Origin of the sequence: Segatella copri, assembly GCF_003465495.1 — a bacterium.
In the GTDB taxonomy this organism is placed as follows: Bacteria; Bacteroidota; Bacteroidia; order Bacteroidales; family Bacteroidaceae; genus Prevotella; species Prevotella copri_G.
Genome location: NZ_QSAV01000006.1, coordinates 65,723 through 87,095 on the forward strand (window position 1 = coordinate 65,723; position 21,373 = coordinate 87,095).

At 44.4% G+C, this 21,373-nt stretch carries 18 protein-coding genes and 5 tRNA genes; 9 read left to right on the plus strand and 14 right to left on the minus strand.

The genetic code is table 11. The features are described 5' to 3' along the window. Window positions 1-159: 159 nt before the first annotated feature. The 9 genes from DWV53_RS02870 to DWV53_RS02910 all read right to left on the minus strand — a co-directional run bounded on the left by DWV53_RS02870 (window position 160) and on the right by DWV53_RS02910 (window position 12,467). Window positions 160-1,884 (minus strand): sodium:solute symporter, encoded by a 1,725-nt coding sequence (locus DWV53_RS02870; protein WP_117693124.1) that lies wholly within the window; start codon window positions 1,882-1,884, stop codon window positions 160-162. A gap of 182 nt (window positions 1,885-2,066) precedes the next feature. Continuing rightward, window positions 2,067-3,254 (minus strand): aldose epimerase family protein, encoded by a 1,188-nt coding sequence (locus DWV53_RS02875; protein ID WP_118065560.1) that lies wholly within the window; start codon window positions 3,252-3,254, stop codon window positions 2,067-2,069. 212 nt (window positions 3,255-3,466) lie between these two features. Further along, on the minus strand, window positions 3,467-4,627 hold the full coding sequence (galK, locus tag DWV53_RS02880) for a galactokinase (protein ID WP_118151539.1): 1,161 nt from the start codon (window positions 4,625-4,627) through the stop codon (window positions 3,467-3,469). Between the two features lie 96 nt (window positions 4,628-4,723). Continuing rightward, window positions 4,724-6,049: an MFS transporter gene (locus DWV53_RS02885; protein WP_006846773.1), complete on the minus strand. Its 1,326-nt coding sequence runs from the start codon at window positions 6,047-6,049 to the stop codon at window positions 4,724-4,726. 254 nt (window positions 6,050-6,303) lie between these two features. Further along, complete coding sequence (locus DWV53_RS02890; RefSeq protein ID WP_181985916.1) at window positions 6,304-7,389, minus strand: aldose epimerase family protein; 1,086 nt, start codon at window positions 7,387-7,389, stop codon at window positions 6,304-6,306. A gap of 111 nt (window positions 7,390-7,500) precedes the next feature. Then, the gene (locus DWV53_RS02895) at window positions 7,501-8,739 is read right to left on the minus strand and encodes a bifunctional folylpolyglutamate synthase/dihydrofolate synthase (RefSeq protein WP_118151541.1); all 1,239 of its coding nucleotides are present in this window, start codon (window positions 8,737-8,739) and stop codon (window positions 7,501-7,503) included. Window positions 8,740-8,839: 100 nt separating this feature from the next. Beyond that, on the minus strand, window positions 8,840-10,003 hold the full coding sequence (dnaJ, locus tag DWV53_RS02900; protein WP_118065568.1) for a molecular chaperone DnaJ: 1,164 nt from the start codon (window positions 10,001-10,003) through the stop codon (window positions 8,840-8,842). A gap of 84 nt (window positions 10,004-10,087) precedes the next feature. After that, window positions 10,088-10,708, minus strand: a complete 621-nt coding sequence (locus tag DWV53_RS02905; protein ID WP_118151543.1) for a nucleotide exchange factor GrpE — start codon at window positions 10,706-10,708, stop codon at window positions 10,088-10,090. 142 nt (window positions 10,709-10,850) lie between these two features. Beyond that, complete coding sequence (locus DWV53_RS02910) at window positions 10,851-12,467, minus strand: ABC-F family ATP-binding cassette domain-containing protein (RefSeq protein WP_118151544.1); 1,617 nt, start codon at window positions 12,465-12,467, stop codon at window positions 10,851-10,853. A 230-nt stretch (window positions 12,468-12,697) separates the two neighbouring features. On the opposite strand from DWV53_RS02910, the gene DWV53_RS02915 reads away from it, so the two are divergent. Next, window positions 12,698-13,645, plus strand: a complete 948-nt coding sequence (locus DWV53_RS02915; RefSeq protein ID WP_181992395.1) for an RluA family pseudouridine synthase — start codon at window positions 12,698-12,700, stop codon at window positions 13,643-13,645. Between the two features lie 48 nt (window positions 13,646-13,693). Next, window positions 13,694-13,843: a sulfate transporter gene (locus tag DWV53_RS02920; protein WP_118151546.1), complete on the plus strand. Its 150-nt coding sequence runs from the start codon at window positions 13,694-13,696 to the stop codon at window positions 13,841-13,843. Window positions 13,844-14,054: 211 nt separating this feature from the next. Here the strand turns inward: DWV53_RS02920 and DWV53_RS02925 are convergent. From DWV53_RS02925 to DWV53_RS02945, 5 genes are all read right to left on the minus strand, one after another. Then, a tRNA-Lys gene (locus DWV53_RS02925) sits at window positions 14,055-14,127 on the minus strand. A 10-nt stretch (window positions 14,128-14,137) separates the two neighbouring features. Beyond that, window positions 14,138-14,214, minus strand: a tRNA-Arg gene (locus DWV53_RS02930). A gap of 36 nt (window positions 14,215-14,250) precedes the next feature. After that, window positions 14,251-14,324: transfer RNA gene (locus tag DWV53_RS02935), tRNA-Arg, on the minus strand. 15 nt (window positions 14,325-14,339) lie between these two features. Continuing rightward, a tRNA-Lys gene (locus DWV53_RS02940) sits at window positions 14,340-14,412 on the minus strand. A gap of 93 nt (window positions 14,413-14,505) precedes the next feature. Continuing rightward, window positions 14,506-16,206 (minus strand): glycoside hydrolase family 10 protein, encoded by a 1,701-nt coding sequence (locus DWV53_RS02945; protein WP_118151582.1) that lies wholly within the window; start codon window positions 16,204-16,206, stop codon window positions 14,506-14,508. A gap of 135 nt (window positions 16,207-16,341) precedes the next feature. Here DWV53_RS02945 and DWV53_RS02950 point away from each other — a divergent pair, with 135 nt between their 5' ends. The 7 genes from DWV53_RS02950 (at window position 16,342) to DWV53_RS02980 (ending at window position 21,358) form a co-directional block, all read left to right on the plus strand. Continuing rightward, window positions 16,342-17,874, plus strand: a complete 1,533-nt coding sequence (locus DWV53_RS02950) for a carbon starvation CstA family protein (RefSeq protein ID WP_118151548.1) — start codon at window positions 16,342-16,344, stop codon at window positions 17,872-17,874. A gap of 38 nt (window positions 17,875-17,912) precedes the next feature. After that, window positions 17,913-18,404 carry an outer membrane beta-barrel protein gene (locus DWV53_RS02955; protein ID WP_118151550.1) on the plus strand — a complete coding sequence of 164 codons (492 nt, stop codon included), beginning with the start codon at window positions 17,913-17,915 and terminating at the stop codon, window positions 18,402-18,404. Window positions 18,405-18,413: 9 nt separating this feature from the next. Continuing rightward, window positions 18,414-19,025: a recombination mediator RecR gene (gene recR, locus DWV53_RS02960; RefSeq protein ID WP_006846762.1), complete on the plus strand. Its 612-nt coding sequence runs from the start codon at window positions 18,414-18,416 to the stop codon at window positions 19,023-19,025. 14 nt (window positions 19,026-19,039) lie between these two features. Beyond that, window positions 19,040-19,474, plus strand: coding sequence for a hypothetical protein (locus DWV53_RS02965; RefSeq protein WP_144155377.1), 435 nt, complete (start codon window positions 19,040-19,042; stop codon window positions 19,472-19,474). Window positions 19,475-19,504: 30 nt separating this feature from the next. Beyond that, a complete protein-coding gene (locus tag DWV53_RS02970) occupies window positions 19,505-20,617 on the plus strand; it encodes a glycosyltransferase family 2 protein (protein ID WP_118139539.1) in 1,113 nt (370 codons plus the stop codon). A gap of 58 nt (window positions 20,618-20,675) precedes the next feature. After that, on the plus strand, window positions 20,676-21,185 hold the full coding sequence (locus DWV53_RS02975) for a GNAT family N-acetyltransferase (protein ID WP_118078943.1): 510 nt from the start codon (window positions 20,676-20,678) through the stop codon (window positions 21,183-21,185). Between the two features lie 99 nt (window positions 21,186-21,284). After that, window positions 21,285-21,358 (plus strand) — tRNA-Asp (locus tag DWV53_RS02980). Window positions 21,359-21,373 lie beyond the last annotated feature (15 nt).

Here is a 21,373-nt window from a genome sequence, read left to right on the forward strand (position 1 = left end):
GTGTTCTTTTGCTTGCTCTTCATAGAGCAGGTTCGAGAGGAAAATCAAGGAGTAAGAAGGAGAAGAAAGGATCGCGGATTTTTTCAACAGAAACAGTTTTATCTGATCTTTGAGAAAATTCCAGACTCCTCACTTCTTACTCCTGACGTGAATAATATTTTACCAGAAGTATGCGTAGAATGCTGCGCAGAGGCCGATTACTACGAGGGTACCGATAATATCGAAGGCACCCCAACTCTCACGGATAGACTTCTTGAAGTCTGATGTGAAGGTGATTGCCTCTACCTGCTCCTTGCTTGGAGCTGGAGTGAAGCAGCTTACTACTACCATGAAGATGATGAGGAATACGAGCAACCAGCACTCGAATACGAGCCAGTTGGTCTGCCAGAACCATGCGGTGTAATCCCAGAATGCACCATCCATTGTTGCCTTACCTGTGTCAGTAATAACGTTGGTAACGAGGCGGAGCATACCGATGAGGAAACCGGTAATCATGGTGTATTCACCTGCCTTTGGAGTAATCTTCTTGAAGAAGATACCCATTGCAAATACGGCTACCATGGCTGGAGCCAGAAGTGACTGGATACCCTGGAGATAGTTGTACAAAGTATCCATCTTCATCATGATTGGTAACCATGCGAAACCGAGAACTACAACTACTACGGTAGCGATACGGCCAACGAGTACGTAGTGAGCCTCAGACATGCCCTTCTTCAATGGCTTGTAGAAGTCCTCGGTGAAGAGGGTAGCACAGCTATTGAAGAATGCTGCCAATGAAGCAACGAGTGCGCAGATGAAACCGATAGTTACGATACCCTTGATACCTGCAGGAAGAACGGTCTTTACCATGATGGCGAAGGCTGCATCAGTCTCGTTCATCTGGATAGCGCCCTTCTGAGCCAAGGCTGCTGCAATCATACCTGGGATGAGGAACATGAAGCAAGGGAGTACCTTGAAGAAACCGGCTGCGATAGTACCGCGGCGGGCACGCTTCATAACCTCTACGTTGCTCTCGCCAGGAACCTGACCGAGTACACGCTGAACGATGTGCTGGTCAGTACACCAGTACCAGAAACCGATGATGGTTGCACCGATGAATACTACGAAACCAGGATACTCCTGATACATAGAGTCACCAGCCTCCCAGTGGAACATGTGAGTTGTACCGTAGCCGTTGTTCAACTTGCCGCAGTAATCCATCATGTCGGCCCAACCGGCAGAGATGCTGCCACCGCCGAGGGTAGAGAGACCGAGGAAGAGTACGAGGAAAGAACCGATGACGAGGATAGGAGTCTGGATGGTTGACAATGTCATCACACCCTTCATACCACCGAATACGGTGAAGATGGTGGTGAGGATGATCAAGCCGATAGCACCAACCCAGAAGTTCAAGCCCCAAAGATATTCGAAGAAGATACCACCTGTAAGGGCTGTAACGCTCACCTTAGTAAGGATGTAAGCTACGAGGGTGATGATAGAGAGCCATGAACCTGTGCGCTGGGTATAGCGGAACTTCAGGAAGTCTGGCATGGTGATGATCTTACCCATCTTGTTGATGAGCAACTGATAGAAAGGTACGAACAACCAACCGAGGATGAGGATCATCCAACCCTGCATCTCCCAGTGTGCCATACCGACACCACTCTTGGCACCTGTACCAGCCAAACCAACGAGGTGCTCAGAACCAATGTTGGCAGCAAAGATAGCCATACCGATTACATACCATGGCTCACCCTTACCGAAGAGGTAGGCAGAAGAGTCTTCACCTTTCTGAGCCTTTCTGTCTTTCACGATTGCGTGCCAGACAGCCCAAATTACGCCGATAACACCAATGGCGAGTATAGCCCAATCAAGCCATACGAATTCTGTTGAATTCCAATTCATAATTACTATAAGATTGTTTGTTTATTATTATTTGTTTATTCTTTTCTTTTATTGGATGCTTATTATGTTAGTTTCTTATCCAGCACATTTCGTTTTTTGTCATTGCAAAAACTTCTTGTTGGATGTTAGCTGTTCCGGCGGACTTTATCCGCCGGTTCGCTAACTTTCAAACTAACTTAAGCTTACTTTTTAACGCTGAATTTGTAAGCGAGGTGAGAATAGTATTTCTCTCCTGGCTTCAATGTGGCATCTGTCCAATCCTTTACCCCCTGAGCAATCTTGGTTGGAGAATCAGGATATTTCTGGCTCTCGAAGCAAACGCTTACGTGTTTAGGATACTTGATGCCATGCTTGCAGGCAATACCTGTACCTTGGAAGTTACCAGTGTAAACCTGAATGCCTGGCTCGTTGGTAAATACTTCAAGAAGGATACCGCTCTTTGGTGAGTAGAGGCTTGCGCAAACTGTTTTGTCATCGCCCTTACCATTCTTATATGTGTTCAAACACCAGTTGTGGTCGTAACCTGTGGCATTCTTAATCTGATCAAAGTTATAATCAACCTTCTTGCCGATTTCTGCAGGTGTACGGAAATCCATAGGGGTTCCCTCGACACTCTTGATTTCACCAGTTGGGATGTAAAGTGAATCTGCAGGAGTGAACTTATCTGCATTGATGTACATTACCTGATCGAAACCTTCCTTAGATGGATCGCCATTCAAGTTGAAGTAACTGTGGTTGGTCATGTTGACAACGGTCTCTTTGTCTGTTGTAGCGCCAAACTCGATGTCGAGTGTGTTGTCACTCTTGACTGTATATTTAGCTGTTGCTGTTACGTTGCCAGGGAAACCATTCTCGCCATCCTTCGCATTGATAGTGAAGGTAACGGATGAGTCGTTCTTCTCTGTAATGTCGTAAACCTGGTTCAACCATCCTGTAGCACCACCACCATGCAGGCAGTTGCCATTATCATTTGCCTTCAACTGATAGGTTGAACCAGCAAGTGAAAGTTTAGCATCCTTGATACGGTTGGCATAACGTCCTACAGAAGAACCATAATCTGAAGGAGAGTTAAGGGTGTCAGCATACTGATGGATATTATCGTAACCAAGAACCACATCTGTTGGCTTTCCGTCCTTGTCTGGAACGGAAATGGAAACGACACGTCCACCATAATTGGTGAGGCAAACTTCCATGCCGCTTGCATTCTTGAGAGTTACTAACTCAGTCTTCTTGCCCAATACTGTTGAATCGAAATCTGCTGGATTCAAACCAGATTGTGTGAGACTTGCATTGCTGCTTGATGAACAAGCTGAGAGGGTAGCGATAGCCGCAAAACCAACTCCCATAAATAGGGTCTTAAATGTACTCATTTTTAGGCTGTTTTTTATTGTCTATTCATTTTGGGTGTAAAATTACAATTTTATTTCGAATCTGCAAGCGTTTTCCCTAACTTTTTTTCTTCTAAAGTGTCTTTTTAACACTATTTGTATGAAAACGCCTGTTTTTGTCTTATTTGGGACAAAAAAAAACTGCAGTTAGCAAATACTAACTGCAGTTCCTTATATTATATATAATGTATATATTAGCAAACCTTGTGAGAACCCTCAGAGATGATTACAGGGTAAATCTCTGGAGCGTGACCATATTTAGCTGTGAACTTAGCTGTCACGTCCTCAACGAACTTGTCGTAGATATCGTCCTTTACCAGGTTGATGGTGCAGCCACCGAAGCCACCTCCCATGATACGGCTACCAGTAACACCGTTCTCCTTAGCAACATCGTTTAAGAAGTCGAGTTCCTCGCAGCTTACCTCGTATTCCTTGCTCAAGCCGTAGTGAGTCTCGTACATCTTCTGACCTACTGTCTCGTAGTCGCCTTTCTCAAGAGCATCGCAGACTACCAATACGCGGTCCTTCTCGCCCAATACGAAGTGAGCGCGGCTGTAATCCTCTTCGCCTACCTCAGAGCGAACCTCTTCCAACTGTTCCCATGTGCAATCACGGAGAGTTTCGAACTTAGCTTCTGGATGCTTTGCTGCAATGTGCTTAACAACATTTTCGCAAGAGTTGCGGCGGTCGTTGTATGGAGAACCTGCCAACTCGTGCTTTACCTTAGAGTTTACCAGGCAGAGTTTATAGCCCTTAGGCTCGAATGGGAAGTATTCAAATTCGCGGCTGTTGCAATCGAGGCGCATCAACTTACCTTCCTTGCCGAAAACAGAAGCAAACTGGTCCATGATACCGCAGTTAACACCTACATACTTGTGCTCAGTAGCCTGGCCTGCGAGAACGAGATCCCATTTAGAAACCTTGTTGTCACCAAAGAGGTCGTTCAAAGCAAAAGCAAAACAGCTTTCAAGAGCAGCAGATGAAGACATACCAGCACCGAGAGGCACATCACCATAGAATGCTGCATTGAAACCCTTTACGTCAACGCCCAATGCCTTCATCTCCTGGCAAACACCATAGATGTAACGTGCCCATGAAGCGCGAGGACCTTCAGGATCATTAACCTTGAATTCTACACGGTCCTTCAAGTCGATAGAGTAGAGCATGACGGTATCTGTTCCGTTAGGACGGATTTCTGCCATGATACCCTTATCTACTGCACCTGGGAAAACAAATCCACCATTATAATCGGTATGCTCACCAATCAAGTTAATACGACCTGGTGACATGTAGATGTTACCTGTTTTACCATCGAAATGCTTGATGAATCGGCTTCTTACTTTTTCAATATCCATAATTAGTTAAGTTTTTGTTGTGTTGTTACTAAAGATTTGATTATATGATTTAGCCCTAAGACTATATATGCCTTAGGGCTAATTTATTTCGTGTTTTTAATCAACAGGAATATCCTTGTTGATGTTCTTGCAACCAGCTACAGCATAGAAGAACATGTATGCCATACAGATGAGAGGCACAATGTAACTAGCCATATAGCCAGCGTTGTCTGCGATGAAGTTCTGTACCAATGGCATCAATCCGCCACCTACTACCATCATCATGAAAATACCTGAAGCCTGGGCTGTATACTTGCCAAGACCCTCAGTAGCAAGGTTGAAGATAGAAGACCACATGATAGAAGTGCAGAGACCGCAGAGTACCAGGAACATGGCAGCGATAGGCACTGTAACCATCTGGAATGATGTACCTGTAAATACAGGCATTTCTACTGTTGTTGACTTGCCGAGAAGTACGGCGAGGACGATAAAGATCATACCTGCACCATTGGCAATCATCATCATCATGCGGCTAGATACCTTGTCAGCAATAAAACTGGAGCAAAGACGACCAACCAGCATCAGAAGCCAGTATGTACCTGCAACGAAACCACCGATAGCTGCTGCATTTGCCAAGGCTGTACCATTGATGAAACCACCACCATTTGCTGTTGTATCAGAAATGTAGAAGTTCAATGTTCCAGGAATGCCTACCTCAACACCTACATAAACGAAGATTGCGATAACGCCGAGGTTGAAGTGGCGAAAAGCCCATGGTGAATGCTCGAATACAGTCTTGTCTGTAGTCTTACCCATCTCTGGATCCTGGATAGGGATGAAGTTCAAGATAACGAATGCTGCTGCGAATACGGCAAGGGCAATGTAAAGCACGAGGTTCACATCTACCATTTTGGTGTTAGCAGTAACTGTACCGATAAGGGCACCTACGAGCATTGGGGTTAAAGTTCCGGATAAACTGTTCAATGTACCACCGATGAGGTTCAACTGGTTACCGCGGTTACCACCACCACCGATGAGGTTCAACATTGGGTTTACAACAGTATTCAAAATACAAACTGCGAAACCTGAGATGAACGCACCGAAGAGGTAAACGGCGAAGCCTGAGATGTCGGCACCGAACTTACCTGAAAGGAACTGGATGAGCACGCCTACGAATCCGGTAGCGATACCGGTGAGGGCTGTCTTCTTGTAACCGATCTTGGTGAGCAACTTACCTGCAGGGATACCCATGAAGAGGTAAGCCAAGAAGTTCATGGCGTTACCCAACATACCGATCATGTTAGCACTTCCGCTGTCAGCGAATACATTTTTCCAAATAACTCCGATAGGAGCAGCCAAATTCGTTACGAACGAAATCATGGCGTAGAGGAACATCATCGTGATAATGGCGATGATATTGCCATTTTTACTTTGGTTTTCCATTTTTTTTGATAGTTGATATTGTTATTTGTTATTAATATTTGCGAAAAGCTTGTTTATACTCTTTTTGAAGAGGTTATTAATTCTCTTTTATGGTAAAGAGGTTGCTACTCTTTTCTTCTAAGAGGTTGTTTCTTCTTTAAAGACGTTAAGACTTCTCTTTAAGATTGTTGTCGCGCTGGATGAGTTTTGTCATTCAAGCGCGAAAATGGAGCAAGTGCTGTTTAGAGAGTACCTGCCCCATGATTTATTCTGATTTATTTGTCAATTCCAAACTTATAGATTGTCTTCTGGGTGTATGTTTCACCCGGATTTAATCTGCAACTTGGGAAATAGGTGTGATTTGGAGTGTCTGGGAACTTCTGTGCCTCGAAGCAGACTGCACTGCGACGTGGGAATGTTGCACCAAACTGTCCTGAGATACCTGCAAGGAAATTACCTGTGTACATCTGCAAACCTGGTTCTGTGGTATAAACCTCCATGGTACGGCAGCTTACAGGGTCTTTTATACGGGCAGCGAAACTCAACTCACCTTCTTCTGTCTTGTTCAATACATAGTTGTGGTCATAGCCCTGACCATTCTTGATCTGCTCGTTGTCTGCATTGATGTCCTGACCAATTGGCTTTGGTGTACGGAAATCGAATGGTGTGCCCTCAACCTTCAAAATCTCACCTGTAGGGATAGAATACTCATCGATAGGGAGATAGTAGTTTGCGTTTACCTCACAGATGATATTGTCAACTGTTGGGGTAGGATTAGCAATACCCTGGATTGAGAAGAAAGCGTGATGTGTCAGGTTGCAGATGGTTGTCTTGTTGGTTGTAGCCTGATACTTGATAACGAACTCATTGTCGTCGGTCAAAGTGTAAGCTACCCAAACTGTCAACTCACCTGTGAAGCCTTCTTCACCATAAGGGCTCGTATATTTCAACACGACAGCGCTATCACTCATGCGGGTTGCATCCCAAACTTTGGTGTGGAAACCTGTAGGTCCACCATGCAGGTGGTTGGGACCATCGTTGCATGCCAAGTGATACTCCTTGCCGTGAAGTATGAACTTGCCTTCTTTAATACGGTTGCCATAACGACCGATGAGCACACTCAAGAATGGCTCTGGTGAGTTGATGACGTCCTGTATGTTGTCATGGCCTTGGATGAGGTTGGCATAGTTGCCATCCTTGTCTGGCATCATGATGGCTACGACTGCTCCACCATAGTTAGTCACTGCAACTTCGTTGCCTTGCTTGTTTCTCAACACGAAGAGATCAGTCTTCTTGCCATTCACTGTGGTCTGAAAATCTTCTCTTTTCAAACCACACTTATTTGCTGGTTCTGTATTCATAATATCTCACTTTTTTTAGTTACCTTACTCTGGTTTAAGTAATGTACTGCAAAGTAACTAAAAAAAAATGAGTATTACAAATATTTTATGAACTTTTTGATTTAAAAAATCCTAAAACGATTCTGATAGCAAATCGGCAACGACGTAACTTGATCCGCCAATAAAGATAAAATCATCTTTTTTTGCGTTTGCTTTTGCTTTGTTAAATGCCTGTGCGATAGTTTGATAGCATGTTCCATTTAAGCTGTGCTTTTGCGCGTATCCGTATAATTTGTCTACAGGAATCGCTCTTTTGGTTGATGGCTGTGTCCAATAGAAAATCGTGCTTTCTTTTGGCAACTTTTCTAATAGTCCCATTACATGCTCTACATCTTTGTCGTCAACCATTCCGAAGACAATATGTTTCGTATCGGCTTTGATGGATGCAATCTGAGGTTCCAGATACTCCCATCCAGCAAGGTTATGTCCTGTATCACAGATGGTGAGAGGGTGCTCGTTGAGTTTTTCCCATCTGCCACGTAAGCCTGTCAGCTCGCATACATGTTCGAAGCCGTTCTTTATGCTTTCATCTTTGATTTCTATTCCTTCTTCCTTCAGGCATTCTACGGCTGCGGATATGGTGCAGAAGTTTTTTTTCTGATAGTTGCCTTTCAGTTCGAAGTTCGTGTCTGCGTCAGTTGCATGTGCAAAATGGATAGGAGAATTCTGCTCATGGGCTTTCTTGATGAATACAGGTTGGGTCTCTTCGTTCCATTCGCCAATAACGACAGGAATCTGTGGCTTGATGATACCTGCCTTTTCGCCTGCAATCTCGCCGAGTGTATTCCCGAGGAATTGGGTGTGGTCAAAACTGATGTTCGTGATAACGGATAGGATAGGAGTGATGATGTTGGTACTATCCAGTCTTCCTCCCAATCCAACTTCGATGACGGCAAAGTCTACCTTTTGTTCTGCAAAATACTGAAATGCCATCATGGTGGTCAGTTCAAAGAACGAAGGATGTAGCGGTTCGAAGAAATTCCGGTTGTTTTCTACAAAGTCGATTACATACTCTTCGCTTACCATTTCACCATTTACGCGAATGCGTTCTCTGAAATCTACAAGATGTGGAGATGTGAACAGGCCGACCTTATAGCCCTGGCTCTGCAGGATTGCAGCAAGGGTATGGGATGATGAACCTTTTCCGTTGGTTCCTGCAATGTGGATACATTTATATTGGTTATGAGGATGTCCGAAGTGTTCGTCCATTTTATACATCGTATCAAGCCCAGGTTTGTATGCCTTGGCTCCAATCTTTTCAAAAACCGGCGTGCTGGTGAAAAGATATTCAACAGTTTCTTGATAATTCATGTTATATGTTATACCTTATTATATATACAGATAATCCCCGAAAAGAGCGAACCGTTCTTTCGAAGATAGTTCGCCCTCTTCGGGGATTGCTCTTTACAGTTTATTTTTTAAAGAGATTCTTGAAACTTTCAAAGAGAGATTTCTTCTCTGCATTATCTGCTTTGAAATTATCGCATTCCTTGAATTTCACAACAAGATCCTTTTCTTCTTTGGTCAGAGATGTAGGGATGAAAACGGTAATATTGACGATAATATCACCACGGCCATAACCATATCCCTTAATAGCCGGCATACCTTTGCCACGCAAACGAATCTGTTTGCCTGGTTGTGTGCCTGGTTCTATTTTGATCTTCGTCTTACCATCCAAGGTAGGGACTTCTACCTCGCCACCCAAAGTGGCAGTTGCAAAGTCAAGAACAAGATTATGATATAAGTCCTGACCAACACGCTCGAAATCATCGTTCTTTTCTACGCTTACCATTACCTGTAGGTTTCCGTAGAGACCATTGTGCTTGCCTTGGTTACCCTTTCCTTCAACGGTAACAACCATATCGTTGTCGACACCTGCAGGGATATTGATTTCTACGAGTTCCTCGCCCTTCACGATTCCGTCGCCACCGCATTCCTTACATTTGTTTTTGATGATAGTTCCCTCACCGCCACACTTTGTACATGCAGCCTGAGTTTGCATCATGCCGAACATGCTGCGCACCGTTTTTAAGACATAGCCGCTTCCATGACATTCCGGACATGTTTCTGGCTGGGCACCACCTTCGCAACCTGTTCCGTGACATGCAGAGCAAGTTACATCCTTGCGAATCTTGAAGCGCTTGGTAACACCTGTTGCTGCCTCTTGGAGAGTCAGTTTTACTCTTACGCGAAGGTCGCCACCCTGGTAAACCCGCTTCTGTGAGCCGCCACCGAAACCGCCGCCACCAAAGCCGCTGAAACCGCCGTGTCCGCCAAAGATATCTCCAAACATAGAGAAGATGTCGTTCATGTCCATGCTGGCACCACCGCCGAATCCGCCGAATCCACCTTGTGGCCCGTCGAAACCAAACTGGTCATACTGCTGGCGCTTCTGGGCATCGTGGAGAACTTCGTAAGCTTCGGCAGCTTCCTTGAATTTCTCTTCCGCCTCTTTGTTGCCAGGGTTGCGGTCTGGATGATACTTAATGGCTATCTTTCGATACGCCTTCTTTATTTCGTCTTCTGATGCCGACTTGTCTACGCCCAGCACCTCATAATAGTCTCTCTTAGCCATTTGCTTATTTCAAATATTGAATTTTCTTGCAGAATTCTAATGGAATGTTCTGGATTTTGAAAAATAATTCTTGATATTTCTTTCTTACTGACCTACAGCTACCTTGGCATGACGAATCACCTTGTCGTTCATCGTATAACCTGTCTGGACGCAGTCAATGATCTTTCCCTTCTTGTCATCGCCCATTCCCGGAACCATAGCAATAGCCTCGTGGAAATCTACATCGAAATCCTTGTCGTTGGTTTCAATCTTCTTAACGCCAAGACCTTCGAGTGTCTTTACGAACTTGTTGAAAATCATCTGGACACCTTCCTTGATAGCCTTAGGGTCTTCGCTCTTGTCAGCGATGGCACGCTCAAAGTCGTCGAGAATAGGCAGAATAGCAGTTACAGTCTTCTCGCCGCCATTCAAAATCAGTTCTGCTTTCTCTTTGAGGGTACGCTTGCGGTAATTCTCAAACTCAGCAGTCTTATAGAGCAACTGTTTCTTGAGTTCCTCTACCTCTTGCTGTGCTTTTGTTAAAGGATCAATCTCTTCTGCCTTCTTGTCAGCAGCGTCTGTATTGTTGTCACCTTCTTCTGCCTTGTTGTCAGTATTCTGATTTTCCTCAGTATTTTCATTTTGAGTTGTCTGCTCATTATTTTCATTCTGAACAGTCTCCTGAACGTTTCCGTCCTCTATATTGATTTCTTTTTCTTTTGACATAGTCTTAAATTTTTTAAACATGATAATTCTTGTTATTGGTTGTTTGACAAAAAGTGTGCCAACCCGATTCTCATCGAATTGGCACTATTAAATTATAAGATAATTTGTGGTTGCTGTTTAAAACAGCAGAATAACTTTCTGTTTAGAATCCGTACATCTTAGCCTTCTGCTCCTTGATAGCTTCATCGTAGATATACTCATCATAAGACATGAGCTTGTCGATGGTGCCTGATGGAGTGAGCTCGATGATGCGGTTTGCCACGGTGTTGATGAATTCGTGGTCGTGGCTAGAGAAGAGGATATTGCCCTTGAAACCTACCAGGTTGTTGTTGAATGCCTGAATACTCTCCAGGTCCAAGTGGTTGGTTGGTGTATCAAGAATCAGGCAGTTGGCGTTCTGCAACTGCATGCGTGCAATCATACATCTCATCTTCTCACCTCCGGAGAGGACATTTACCTTCTTCAGTACTTCTTCGCCGCTGAAGAGCATTCTTCCGAGGTAGCCCTTCATGGCAACTTCGTTACCTGGACCATACTGGCTCAACCAGTCTACCAGGTTCTTGTCGCTCTGGAAGAATTCTGTATTATCGAGTGGGAGATAAGCTGTTGTGATAGTAACACCCCACTTGTAGTCACCTGCGTCAGCCTTTCGGTTGCCGTTGATGATTTCGAAGAGTGCGGTCATCGCCTTAGGGTTGTGAGAGAGGAATACTACCTTCTCGCCCTTTTCTATGTTGAAGTTTACATTGTCGAAGAGCACTGTTCCGTCTTCGTCGCATGCTTTCAGTCCCTCTACCTCCAGAATCTGGTTACCTGGCTCACGGTCCATCTGGAAGATGATGCCTGGGTATTTACGGCTTGAAGGACGGATTTCTTCAACGTTCAGTTTCTCCAGCATCTTCTTGCGGGATGTTGTCTGCTTACTCTTGGCAACGTTAGCTGAGAATCGGCGGATGAATTCTTCCAACTGCTTCTTCTTCTCTTCAGCCTTCATCTTCTGGTTCTGAGCCTGGCGGAGAGCCAACTGAGAACTCTCATACCAGAAAGAGTAGTTACCTGCAAACATCGTAATCTTACCGAAGTCGATATCTACGGTCTGGGTACTTACAGCATCGAGGAAGTGACGGTCGTGAGATACTACGAGTACGGTCTGTTCAATGTTGCTGAGATAGTCTTCCAGCCACTCAACAGTGTCGAGGTCGAGGTCGTTGGTAGGCTCATCGAGAAGGAGGTTGTCTGGGTTGCCGAAGAGTGCCTTTGCCAGCATCACGCGCACCTTCTCTGTATTAGAGAGATCTCCAACGAGTTTGTCGTGGCGGTCTTCCTTTACGCCGAGGTTCTGCAGAAGTTGTGCGGCATTGCTTTCAGCCTCCCAACCATTCATTTCTGCAAACTTGAGCTCCAGCTCAGCAGCGAGGTTACCATCTTCTTCTGTCATCTCTGGCTTAGCATAGAGGCGCTCGCGCTCCTTCATGTTTTCCCATAATGGCTGATGGCCCATCAGAACGGTATCCATCACGCGGAAATCGTCATATTTGAAGTGGTCCTGTTCCAAGACAGAAAGGCGCTCGCCTGGTCCCATTTCTACTGTACCCTTGTTTGGTTCAAGGTCGCCGCTGATAGCGCGGAGGAAAGTAGATTTTCCGGCGCCGTTAGCACCGATGATACCATAAATATTACCATGAGTGAACTTGAGGTTTACATCCTTGTAAAGCACTCTCTTTCCGAATTGGATCGCAAGATTTTGTACTGTAATCATTATTTGTTCCTAAATATCTTTTATTCTGATTATATCTTTAATTCAGCTGCAAAATTACAAAAAAATATTTGAAACACAATGATTTATTGGCAAAAGTTACTAATTTTTAGTTAAAAACATGGTGGCTTTTTGTTATTTTGCAGAAAAGTCTTACTTTTGTAGGCTGAAACTGAGAAAATGCAGCATTGATTCTGTGTTTTTCATGTTAAGAAAATGATATCGATAACAATATGAGACAACAAAATAGAAAAGGAAATTTTAATAAGCATACCAATAATGCTTATGGCTACGGAAACCCAAATGAATATGACCATTACAAGGTAGAAAAGCCTGCTCCGTTGCTGGAATGGCTGATGGAGAATGTGAAGGGACCTAGCAAGACTAAGGTGAAGCAGACTCTGCAGGGTAGGGGAATCAAGGTAAATGGCAAAACCATTACCCAGTTTGACTATGCCCTGAAACCGGGTATGAAGGTGAGTGTGAGCAAGACAAAGAAGAATCAGGAGGTATTTAAAAGCAGATACCTTAAGATTGTTTATGAAGACAGATATCTGATTGTTGTCGAGAAAAACATTGGTATATTGAGTATGGCAGCCGGTCATTCTACTTTGAATGTGAAAACGGTGCTTGATGATTATTTTCATAAGACTCGCCAGAACTGCCAGGCGCATGTAGTCCACCGACTGGATCGTGATACTTCGGGCTTGATGATTTATGCCAAGGATAAGCAGACGGAGTTGGCTTTGGAGGATGATTGGCATCATAATGTGTACGACCGCAGATATGTGGCTCTGGTTTCCGGAGAGATGGAAGAAGATGAAGGTACCGTTGCCAACTGGCTGAAAGATAACAAGGCTTATATTACTTACAGCAGTGATACGGATAATGGCGGTAAGTATGCTGTTACCCATTTCCATACATTAGAGCGTACCACCGCTCATTCTCTGGTGGAGTTCAAACTCGAAACGGGCCGTAAGAATCAGATTCGTGTTCATACAGCTGATATGGGGCATCCGGTGTGTGGTGACATCAAGTATGGTAATAGTGATGATCCATGCCAGCGCTTGTGCCTGCATGCCTATGTGTTGTGTTTCTATCATCCCGTAACGCATCAGCCTATGGAATTTGAAACTCCGATACCGGCTGAATTCCGTAGGGCATTAAAAAATGATCGTTAATAGGGTGATGAATACTGATTGGTAGTTTATACTATATAATAATGTGATATGAATGATTTTGGATATTATGCGCTGGTATTGGTAGTCCTTGTTGTAGGACTGTTTGTCTTAAAGAAGGTGGCTACCTGCATGATTAAAGCAATGGTAGCTGTTGTTATGATAGCCATGCTGGCAGTTCTTTACTGGCTCTTCTGTTGATAGTAGAGTTGTATGATGATGACGGGATGAGATTTTAGATATTTTTGATTGGTAAATTGGTTGCGGTTGTCTGGGTGTAAACTTTGGATGGCTGCAACTTTTTTTATATTGATATTTAAAGAGATATAAAGTGATATTTAAAGGTGATATTAAATGGTGGGGAGAAATATAAAACAAAAATGAGCATTTCTGTTAAGAAATGCTCTTTTTGTACACCCTTAGGGATTCGAACCCTAGACCCACTGATTAAGAGTCAGTTGCTCTACCAACTGAGCTAAGGGTGCAACTGTTTGTTGGTGACTCCGCAAGGATTCAAACCTTGAACCTCTTGATCCGTAGTCAAGTGCTCTATTCAGTTGAGCTACGGAGCCAAAACCGTTTGTTTCAGTGAAGCTTTGATAGGAGAGTGACTCCGCAAGGATTCAAACCTTGAACCTCTTGATCCGTAGTCAAGTGCTCTATTCAGTTGAGCTACGGAGCCAATTCTTATCTTTTGTACTCCCTTAGGGATTCGAACCCTAGACCCACTGATTAAGAGTCAGTTGCTCTACCAACTGAGCTAAGGGTGCAACATTTAAAAGCCTCATTTCTGAATTGCGAGTGCAAAGGTACTACTATTTTTTGATTCCACCAAATTTTTTCGCAACTTTTTTCGAAAAAAATCAATTTTTCTTCATCTTGAAGGTTCCTAACGTATGTCTATACCCCTTCTTGTTGATGCTTACCACGCGGTAGATACCATCCTTTAAGTTTCTAACATCTAGCGTGTTATCTTTTGTATGGAGGTACAGAATATCGCATCCTTGCAGGGTTTCGACCATCAGAAAGTCAAAAACGAGATTTTTGGTGGTTTCTGCTAGATATACCTTCTTTCCGTCACATTCGAGTAATTTCGCAGCTCCTGTGTTTTTGGCAAAAAGTTGAATCTCTTCCTCTTTTTCTTGGGTTGGCAGACTTTCGATGCCATATCCGTCCATTGAAGTTACGGCAACAAACAGACGTTTTGCGTCAGGATTTTCTATTTTGAACGAATTTCCTATGATTCGTGCGGCAACCAGGTTGCGTGCATCGGTGATGTCAACCGGATATTTCTTGCTCGCGTATACATTATTATATATATAAGGGGTTGCTATTTTGGTGCCATCCGTATAGTTTGAAGGATTGCTCCAGGAAACTGATACCTTGTTATCGGTGGTGATTACCGATAATTGCTGTGGCTGTTCCGGTTGGTTCTTGCTTGCCCAAGTCATCGGCGGAACCAATGATGGGTATGGATTGAAACGTTGGGTAAAGTCGAGAATACCCTGTTTGTTGTCCAGGAGGAACTTGTTTCTGAAGAATGCATATCCCATTCCGAGGTTTCGGATGTGATACATTTCTGCCGTCACGTCATTGATGTTCCACTTTCCTTCTTTCGGATCAAGGAAGTAGATGCCCAGTCCTGGAACCACAATCTTGCCATGGCTCTGTTCCTGCCAGTCGATGGCAAACGGATAGAAGTGTTCGTTCTTGAAATACATCATAGGGAAGAGCTCGTCCATCAGACCGCTCTTGAGCCAGCCCTGTGCATCCTGGCAGACCTTCGTGTATGCATTCCAGCCAAAGCTCCGGTATCTGCTCAGGTCATCATACTTTCCTACAGGTGAGCAGCTCATTTTTACCCAAGGTTTTTCAGCCTTCACTGCATCGTGAATCTTTCTTACGATGTTGGTGATATACCGGCGTCCCTGTTCCCGGCTCACTTTGATGTTCCAGGTTTCAGGGTAACGGATGTAGTCGAGGTGAATACCGTCTACATTATATTTATGTGTAATTTCCCTGCAGATGTTTGCCAGATAATCACCTGTCCGACTGTTTTCCGGATCCATGTATCCGTCGGCTCCAATCTTCTTGATGAGTTTCGGCATCTTCTGTCTGAGGGTTTTGCAGCCGAGTGCGTTCCATTTTCCTACAGGGATGGTTACCACCCAGGCATGCAGTTCCATACCGCGCTTATGGCATTCGTCGATGGCAAACTGCAGGGCATCATAGCCCGGACTTCTGCCCGGAAATCCTGACAGACATCCATCCCAAGGTTCGTATGCCGACGGATAAATCATGGTACCTCTTACGCGGGTCTGTATCAGTACGGTATTGATTTTAGCCTGCTGTAACCGGTCCAGTATATCCGTCAGTTCCTTTTTCTGCTTTTCGGCAGAATAAGAAGACTGGGCATAAGAGTGTGGCCAGTCGATACCTCCTATGGTTGTCAGCCATACAGCTCTTACTTCATGTTTCGGCACCTGGTTATTGAACACGATACTCTGGGCTTTTGCGGCCAAAACAGAGCATAAAACGATAAAAAATATCTTAAATCTCTTCATAATCTTACAATTTGGCAACAAAGATACCAATATTTTTTTTTATTTCAAATAAAAATATTACTTTTGCGGTTGAAATATTAAAATAAAGTGCATTTTGCACCGAAAAGAGAGAAAATTTTAAGCAATAAAAGAAAAATGGTCAGTTTCGTTATTAGTTTGGTCGCCCTTGTATTGGGTTACCTTCTTTATGGAAAGTTTGTGGCGCATGTGTTCGGTCCCGATGACCGCCCTACGCCTGCAGTGACCAAAGCCGATGGGGTCGACTTTATGGTACTGCCTAGTTGGAAGATCTTCATGATTCAGTTCCTCAACATTGCAGGAACGGGTCCTATCTTCGGTGCCATTATGGGTGCCTGGTACGGACCGGTGGCTTATCTGTGGATTATCTTCGGGTGTATCTTCGCTGGAGCCATGCATGATTACATGAGCGGTATGCTCAGTATCCGTAACGGTGGAGCAGGTTTGCCGGAATTGGTAGGTAAGTATTTGGGTGGACGCACCAAGAAAGTGATGTTGGTCTTTTCGGTACTTTTGCTGATGATGGTGGGAGCTGTGTTTGTATACAGTCCGGCTATCATTATGAGTGGCATTTGTGATACGGATGCATTCTGGGGCAGCCAGATGTTTTGGATTGTGGTGATTTTCGTTTATTACGTCATTGCTACATTACTGCCTATCGATAAGATTATCGGTAAGGTTTATCCGCTCTTTGCCTTCTCGCTTCTCTTTATGGCGGGTGCTCTGATGATAGGTCTCTTTGTGAAGTGGCCTTCATTGCCTGAACTTTGGAGCAATTTGCAGAGTTGCAATCTCAATGAGAATCCGGCTTGGTTGGGAACGGAGTCTTTTGTACAGAAGAGTCCGATTTTCCCTTGCCTCTTTATCACGATAGCCTGTGGCGCCATCAGTGGTTTCCATGCTACGCAGAGTCCGCTCATGGCCCGATGCATGAAGAATGAGAAGATGGGTCGCCCTATTTTCTATGGAGCCATGATTACAGAAGGTGTTGTTGCCTTGATATGGGCTACGGTTTCCATGTATTTCTTCTACTATGGTGGATGGCGTGAATGCGTAAGTCCTGAGGCCGCTCAGCAGTTTATAGCTCAGTTTGATGGCGGCAAGTCGCTTATACAGAACTTCGATGCGCCTACCGTTGTGAAAATTGTATGTTCCAGCTGGTTGGGTGTGGCTGGTGGAATCCTGGCTCTGTTGGGTGTCGTCGCAGCGCCTATTACCAGTGGCGATACGGCTTTGAGAAGTGCCCGTCTGATTATCGCCGAGTTTATCGGTTTGGAGCAGCGCTCTATGCGCAAGCGTCTTTATATCTGCGTTCCGTTGTTTGCTCTTACGGTGGGCATTCTGGTTTGGCAGATGGAGAATCCTGATGGCTTCAATATCATCTGGCAGTATTTCGGCTGGGCTAACCAGACGCTTTCTGTGTTCACTCTCTGGACATTGACGGTTTATCTGGTACAGCAGAAGAAGCCTTTTGTGATGACGCTGGTTCCTGCCTTGTTTATGACCGTGATATGTTCAACCTTCCTGCTCATTTCGCCAACAGCTTTGGCTTTGGGTGAGAGCCTGGCTTATACGGGCAGTGTCATCATTCTGGTGATTGCCTTGGTTTGGTTCCTGGGTTGGTATCGCAGTTATCAGAAGAAACAATAGATTTATATATAAGTATTAATCAATATACGTAAATTTATATGATACGAATGAAAAAATTAGCTATTGCAGCATTGGCACTTGTCGTTTCGACAGCTGCCCATGCTCAGTTTGAAAGTGGAAAACAGTATATAGGTGCGTCGATGACGGGCTTAAACTTGAGTTATAATGGCTCTCAGGACCTCAATCTCGGTATTCAGGCTAAGGCTGGATACTTCGTAGAAGACGATTGGATGCTGTTGGGGCAGGTAGAATATAATCATTCTGGTCTTGAAGGCGTGAAGGATTATTTCTCTGTCGGTGCCCAGGTACGTTATTATATCGAGCAGAATGGTCTGTATCTGGGTGGCGGCGTAAAGTTGGCTCATTCCGGAGGTTATAATGATTTCATGCCAGGGGTAGAGGTAGGTTATGCTTTCTTCCTCGGTAAGTCGGTTACCCTCGAGCCAGCTATCTACTACGATCAGAGTTTCAAGAAGCATGTAGATTATTCTACCGTAGGTTTGAAACTGGGTATTGGTATTTATCTCTAAACTGCTAAGATGCAACAACAGTTTTCTTCGACTTTGTTGGAAAAGGCAGTGGCGGAGTTTTCTAAATTGCCAGGTATAGGGCGCAAAACAGCTTTGCGCCTTGTACTTTTTATGCTCAAGCGTAAGAGTGAGGATGTGGAACTCTTTGCTGATACCATTTCCAGAATGCGGCGTGAAGTGAAATACTGCAGAGTTTGTCATAATATCAGCGATACTGATGTCTGTCCGATCTGTTCTGATTCCCGGCGCGATGCTTCTACCATCTGTGTTGTCGAGAATGTGCAGGATGTACTGGCGATAGAAAACACGCAGCAGTTTCACGGGCTCTATCATGTCTTGGGCGGCATCATTTCGCCGATGGATGGTATCGGTCCTTCGGATATAGAGATAGAATCGCTGGTTCAGCGTGTGGCTGAAGGTGGGGTGAAGGAGGTGATTTTTGCTCTCAGCAGTACGATGGAGGGTGATACTACCAACTTCTATATCTCCCGTAAACTTGCTGATTATCCTGTTAAACTCTCTGTTATCGCCCGTGGTATCTCGGTGGGTGATGAATTGGAGTATACAGATGAGGTTACCCTCGGACGGAGTATTCTGAACAGAACTCCATTTGGACAATAACAAAAGACAACAAAATGAAAATCAAACAAGTACAACGAATATTGATGACCAATTTCCTCTTTGTCCTGTTGGTAGGGTTCCTGCTGGTCTTGCTCTATGAGACAGAAATTCTGGAACCTACTAATCTGGCAGGGGATGTCACGTTGGTCTATGTGATTACCGTAGCGATGGAGTTTCTTACCATTGCCGTTATTCCTCTGGCGCTCAAACTCTTCAGTTTCAAGGCTATTCACCGTCAGTTGGTAACCCGTAAGGGAGATGCACTTCTTCCTCTGGGCACTGCCCGTCTGAATATGCTCTGCTTGCCAATGCTGATCAATACGTTTATGTATTATCAGACGATGGCGCCTGCTTTTGGATATATGGCTATCATCCTTTTTCTCTGTCTCTTCTTTGTTTATCCTTCTGTCGGAAGATGTGAGGACGAAACAACAGAGGCGGAAGGTTAAACTCTCAGTATCTAATATTTGCTATTCGATATGAAACTCAGTGTTATCATAGTAAGCTATAATGTGAAGTACTATCTTGCCCAGTGTCTGCGTTCGGTAGAGAAAGCTATCGGCGTGTTGGAGTGTGGGCAGCAGGGTGATGCAAGTGGCGATACGGCAGAGATTATCGTGGTTGATAATCATTCTCAGGATGGGACGGTGGAATATCTCGAACAGTGTTTCCCGGCTTCCCGATATCCTAATCTCCATGTTGTAGCCTGTACGCATAATAACGGATTTGCCCGTGCCAACAATCTTGCTATCCGCAAGAGCGAGAGTGATCTGGTTCTTTTACTGAATCCGGATACCATTATCGGTGAGCATGTTCTCAAGGATGCTGTCAGTTTTATGCGTTCTCATCCTGATGCCGGTGCTCTGGGTGTAAGGATGTTGGGAGCCAATGGCAAACCAGCTCCTGAGAGTAGGAGAGGATTGCCTTCTCCGATGGTGGCTTTCTATAAGATGATGGGGTTGTGCAGCCGGTTTCCTCAGCATCGCAGTTTCGGTCATTATTACATGGGTTATCTTCCATGGGATAAGCCGGCAAAGATAGAGGTTGTGAGCGGTGCTTTCTGTATGATTCGTCGTGAAGCCTTGCTGAAGGTGGGGTTGCTGGATGAGGATTTCTTCATGTATGGCGAGGATATTGATCTTTCTTACCGTATCTTGAAGGGTGGTTATCAGAACTATTATCTGCCTGTAGATATCCTGCATTACAAAGGTGAAAGTACTCAGAAGTCGAGCTTCCGCTATGTTCATGTGTTTTACGAGGCGATGCTTATCTTCTTCCGTAAACATTATTCGGGTATGTCGCATCTCTTGAGTATTCCTATCAAATTTGCCATCTATGCCCGTGCCTCTGTAGCCTTTACGCAGATGATGACTGCGAGAATCAGAAAGAGTCTGGGATTCTTTTCTCCTTCTCATGTCGACCTGTCAAACCAGGTATTGTTTGATGCTGACGAGATGAGCTATGAAGAGATGCTGCATCAGCTTGCGCAGCGATCTGACGAGAATATCAAACTGGCTACCTATACGAAGGACATCGGTAAGGTGATTACGGATAGGGAGGTGATGGATAAGGATGAATTTGGTTATTTATAAGGATAGATTTATTTCTATTTTATAAGGTACGCGCGTACATTATTAATAAGTGTAGTTTATGAAAGAACCGAATATTCGATTACGTGCTTTAGAGTTGGAAGATCTAGATTTTCTCTATCATATAGAGAATGATGATCGGCTTTGGGAACTGGGTGTTTCCAATGTTCCATATTCGCGCCGGGTGCTGCTCGACTATATAACCAGTGCTTCGGCAGATATTTATGTAGACAATCAGGTGCGCCTGATAGTAGAGAATGAGCAGAATGAGCAGGTGGGCATCCTGGATCTTACAGATTTTGATCCCCGTCATCACCGTGCCGAACTCGGAATTGTCATCAAAAAGGAGTTTCAGGGGCAGGGTTACGCGAAGGCTTCTGTGTCACGCTTGTTGCAATATGCCCGGAATATACTTCATCTTCAGCAGATTTATGCTATTGTAGGTATCAGAAACCAAAAAGCGGCTAAAATGCTGCAATCTGTTGGATTTGAGGGGAATAATATCCTGAAACAATGGCTTTGTAGCCCAGTTGGATATGAGGATGCGATGTTTTTTCAATATTTTCTGTAAAAAAGTTGCATAAAAATTTGGTAGAACCAAAAAAAAGTAGTACCTTTGCACTCGCAAATGAAAAATGAGCGCTAAGCCATTCAATTTGATTTCATGATTGGTGCGTTAGTTCAGTTGGTTAGAATGCCTGCCTGTCACGCAGGAGGTCACGAGTTCGAGTCTCGTACGCACCGCTAATTTCATTTGAA

Bases quoted from the DNA above. Each gene is read 5' to 3' on its own strand.
- DWV53_RS02910 (WP_118151544.1), bottom strand. From the start codon at position 12,467: ATGATTACAGTACAAAATCTTGCGATCCAATTCGGAAAGAGAGTGCTT.
- DWV53_RS02965 (WP_144155377.1), top strand. From the start codon at position 19,040: ATGAAAATCAAACAAGTACAACGAATATTGATGACCAATTTCCTCTTT.
- recR (WP_006846762.1), top strand. From the start codon at position 18,414: ATGCAACAACAGTTTTCTTCGACTTTGTTGGAAAAGGCAGTGGCGGAG.
- DWV53_RS02955 (WP_118151550.1), top strand. From the start codon at position 17,913: ATGATACGAATGAAAAAATTAGCTATTGCAGCATTGGCACTTGTCGTT.
- DWV53_RS02975 (WP_118078943.1), top strand. From the start codon at position 20,676: ATGAAAGAACCGAATATTCGATTACGTGCTTTAGAGTTGGAAGATCTA.
- DWV53_RS02945 (WP_118151582.1), bottom strand. From the start codon at position 16,206: ATGAAGAGATTTAAGATATTTTTTATCGTTTTATGCTCTGTTTTGGCC.
- DWV53_RS02970 (WP_118139539.1), top strand. From the start codon at position 19,505: ATGAAACTCAGTGTTATCATAGTAAGCTATAATGTGAAGTACTATCTT.
- DWV53_RS02890 (WP_181985916.1), bottom strand. From the start codon at position 7,389: ATGAATACAGAACCAGCAAATAAGTGTGGTTTGAAAAGAGAAGATTTT.
- DWV53_RS02870 (WP_117693124.1), bottom strand. From the start codon at position 1,884: ATGAATTGGAATTCAACAGAATTCGTATGGCTTGATTGGGCTATACTC.
- dnaJ (WP_118065568.1), bottom strand. From the start codon at position 10,003: ATGGCTAAGAGAGACTATTATGAGGTGCTGGGCGTAGACAAGTCGGCA.
- DWV53_RS02895 (WP_118151541.1), bottom strand. From the start codon at position 8,739: ATGAATTATCAAGAAACTGTTGAATATCTTTTCACCAGCACGCCGGTT.
- DWV53_RS02875 (WP_118065560.1), bottom strand. From the start codon at position 3,254: ATGAGTACATTTAAGACCCTATTTATGGGAGTTGGTTTTGCGGCTATC.
- DWV53_RS02920 (WP_118151546.1), top strand. From the start codon at position 13,694: ATGAATGATTTTGGATATTATGCGCTGGTATTGGTAGTCCTTGTTGTA.
- DWV53_RS02905 (WP_118151543.1), bottom strand. From the start codon at position 10,708: ATGTCAAAAGAAAAAGAAATCAATATAGAGGACGGAAACGTTCAGGAG.
- DWV53_RS02915 (WP_181992395.1), top strand. From the start codon at position 12,698: ATGAGACAACAAAATAGAAAAGGAAATTTTAATAAGCATACCAATAAT.
- galK (WP_118151539.1), bottom strand. From the start codon at position 4,627: ATGGATATTGAAAAAGTAAGAAGCCGATTCATCAAGCATTTCGATGGT.
- DWV53_RS02885 (WP_006846773.1), bottom strand. From the start codon at position 6,049: ATGGAAAACCAAAGTAAAAATGGCAATATCATCGCCATTATCACGATG.
- DWV53_RS02950 (WP_118151548.1), top strand. From the start codon at position 16,342: ATGGTCAGTTTCGTTATTAGTTTGGTCGCCCTTGTATTGGGTTACCTT.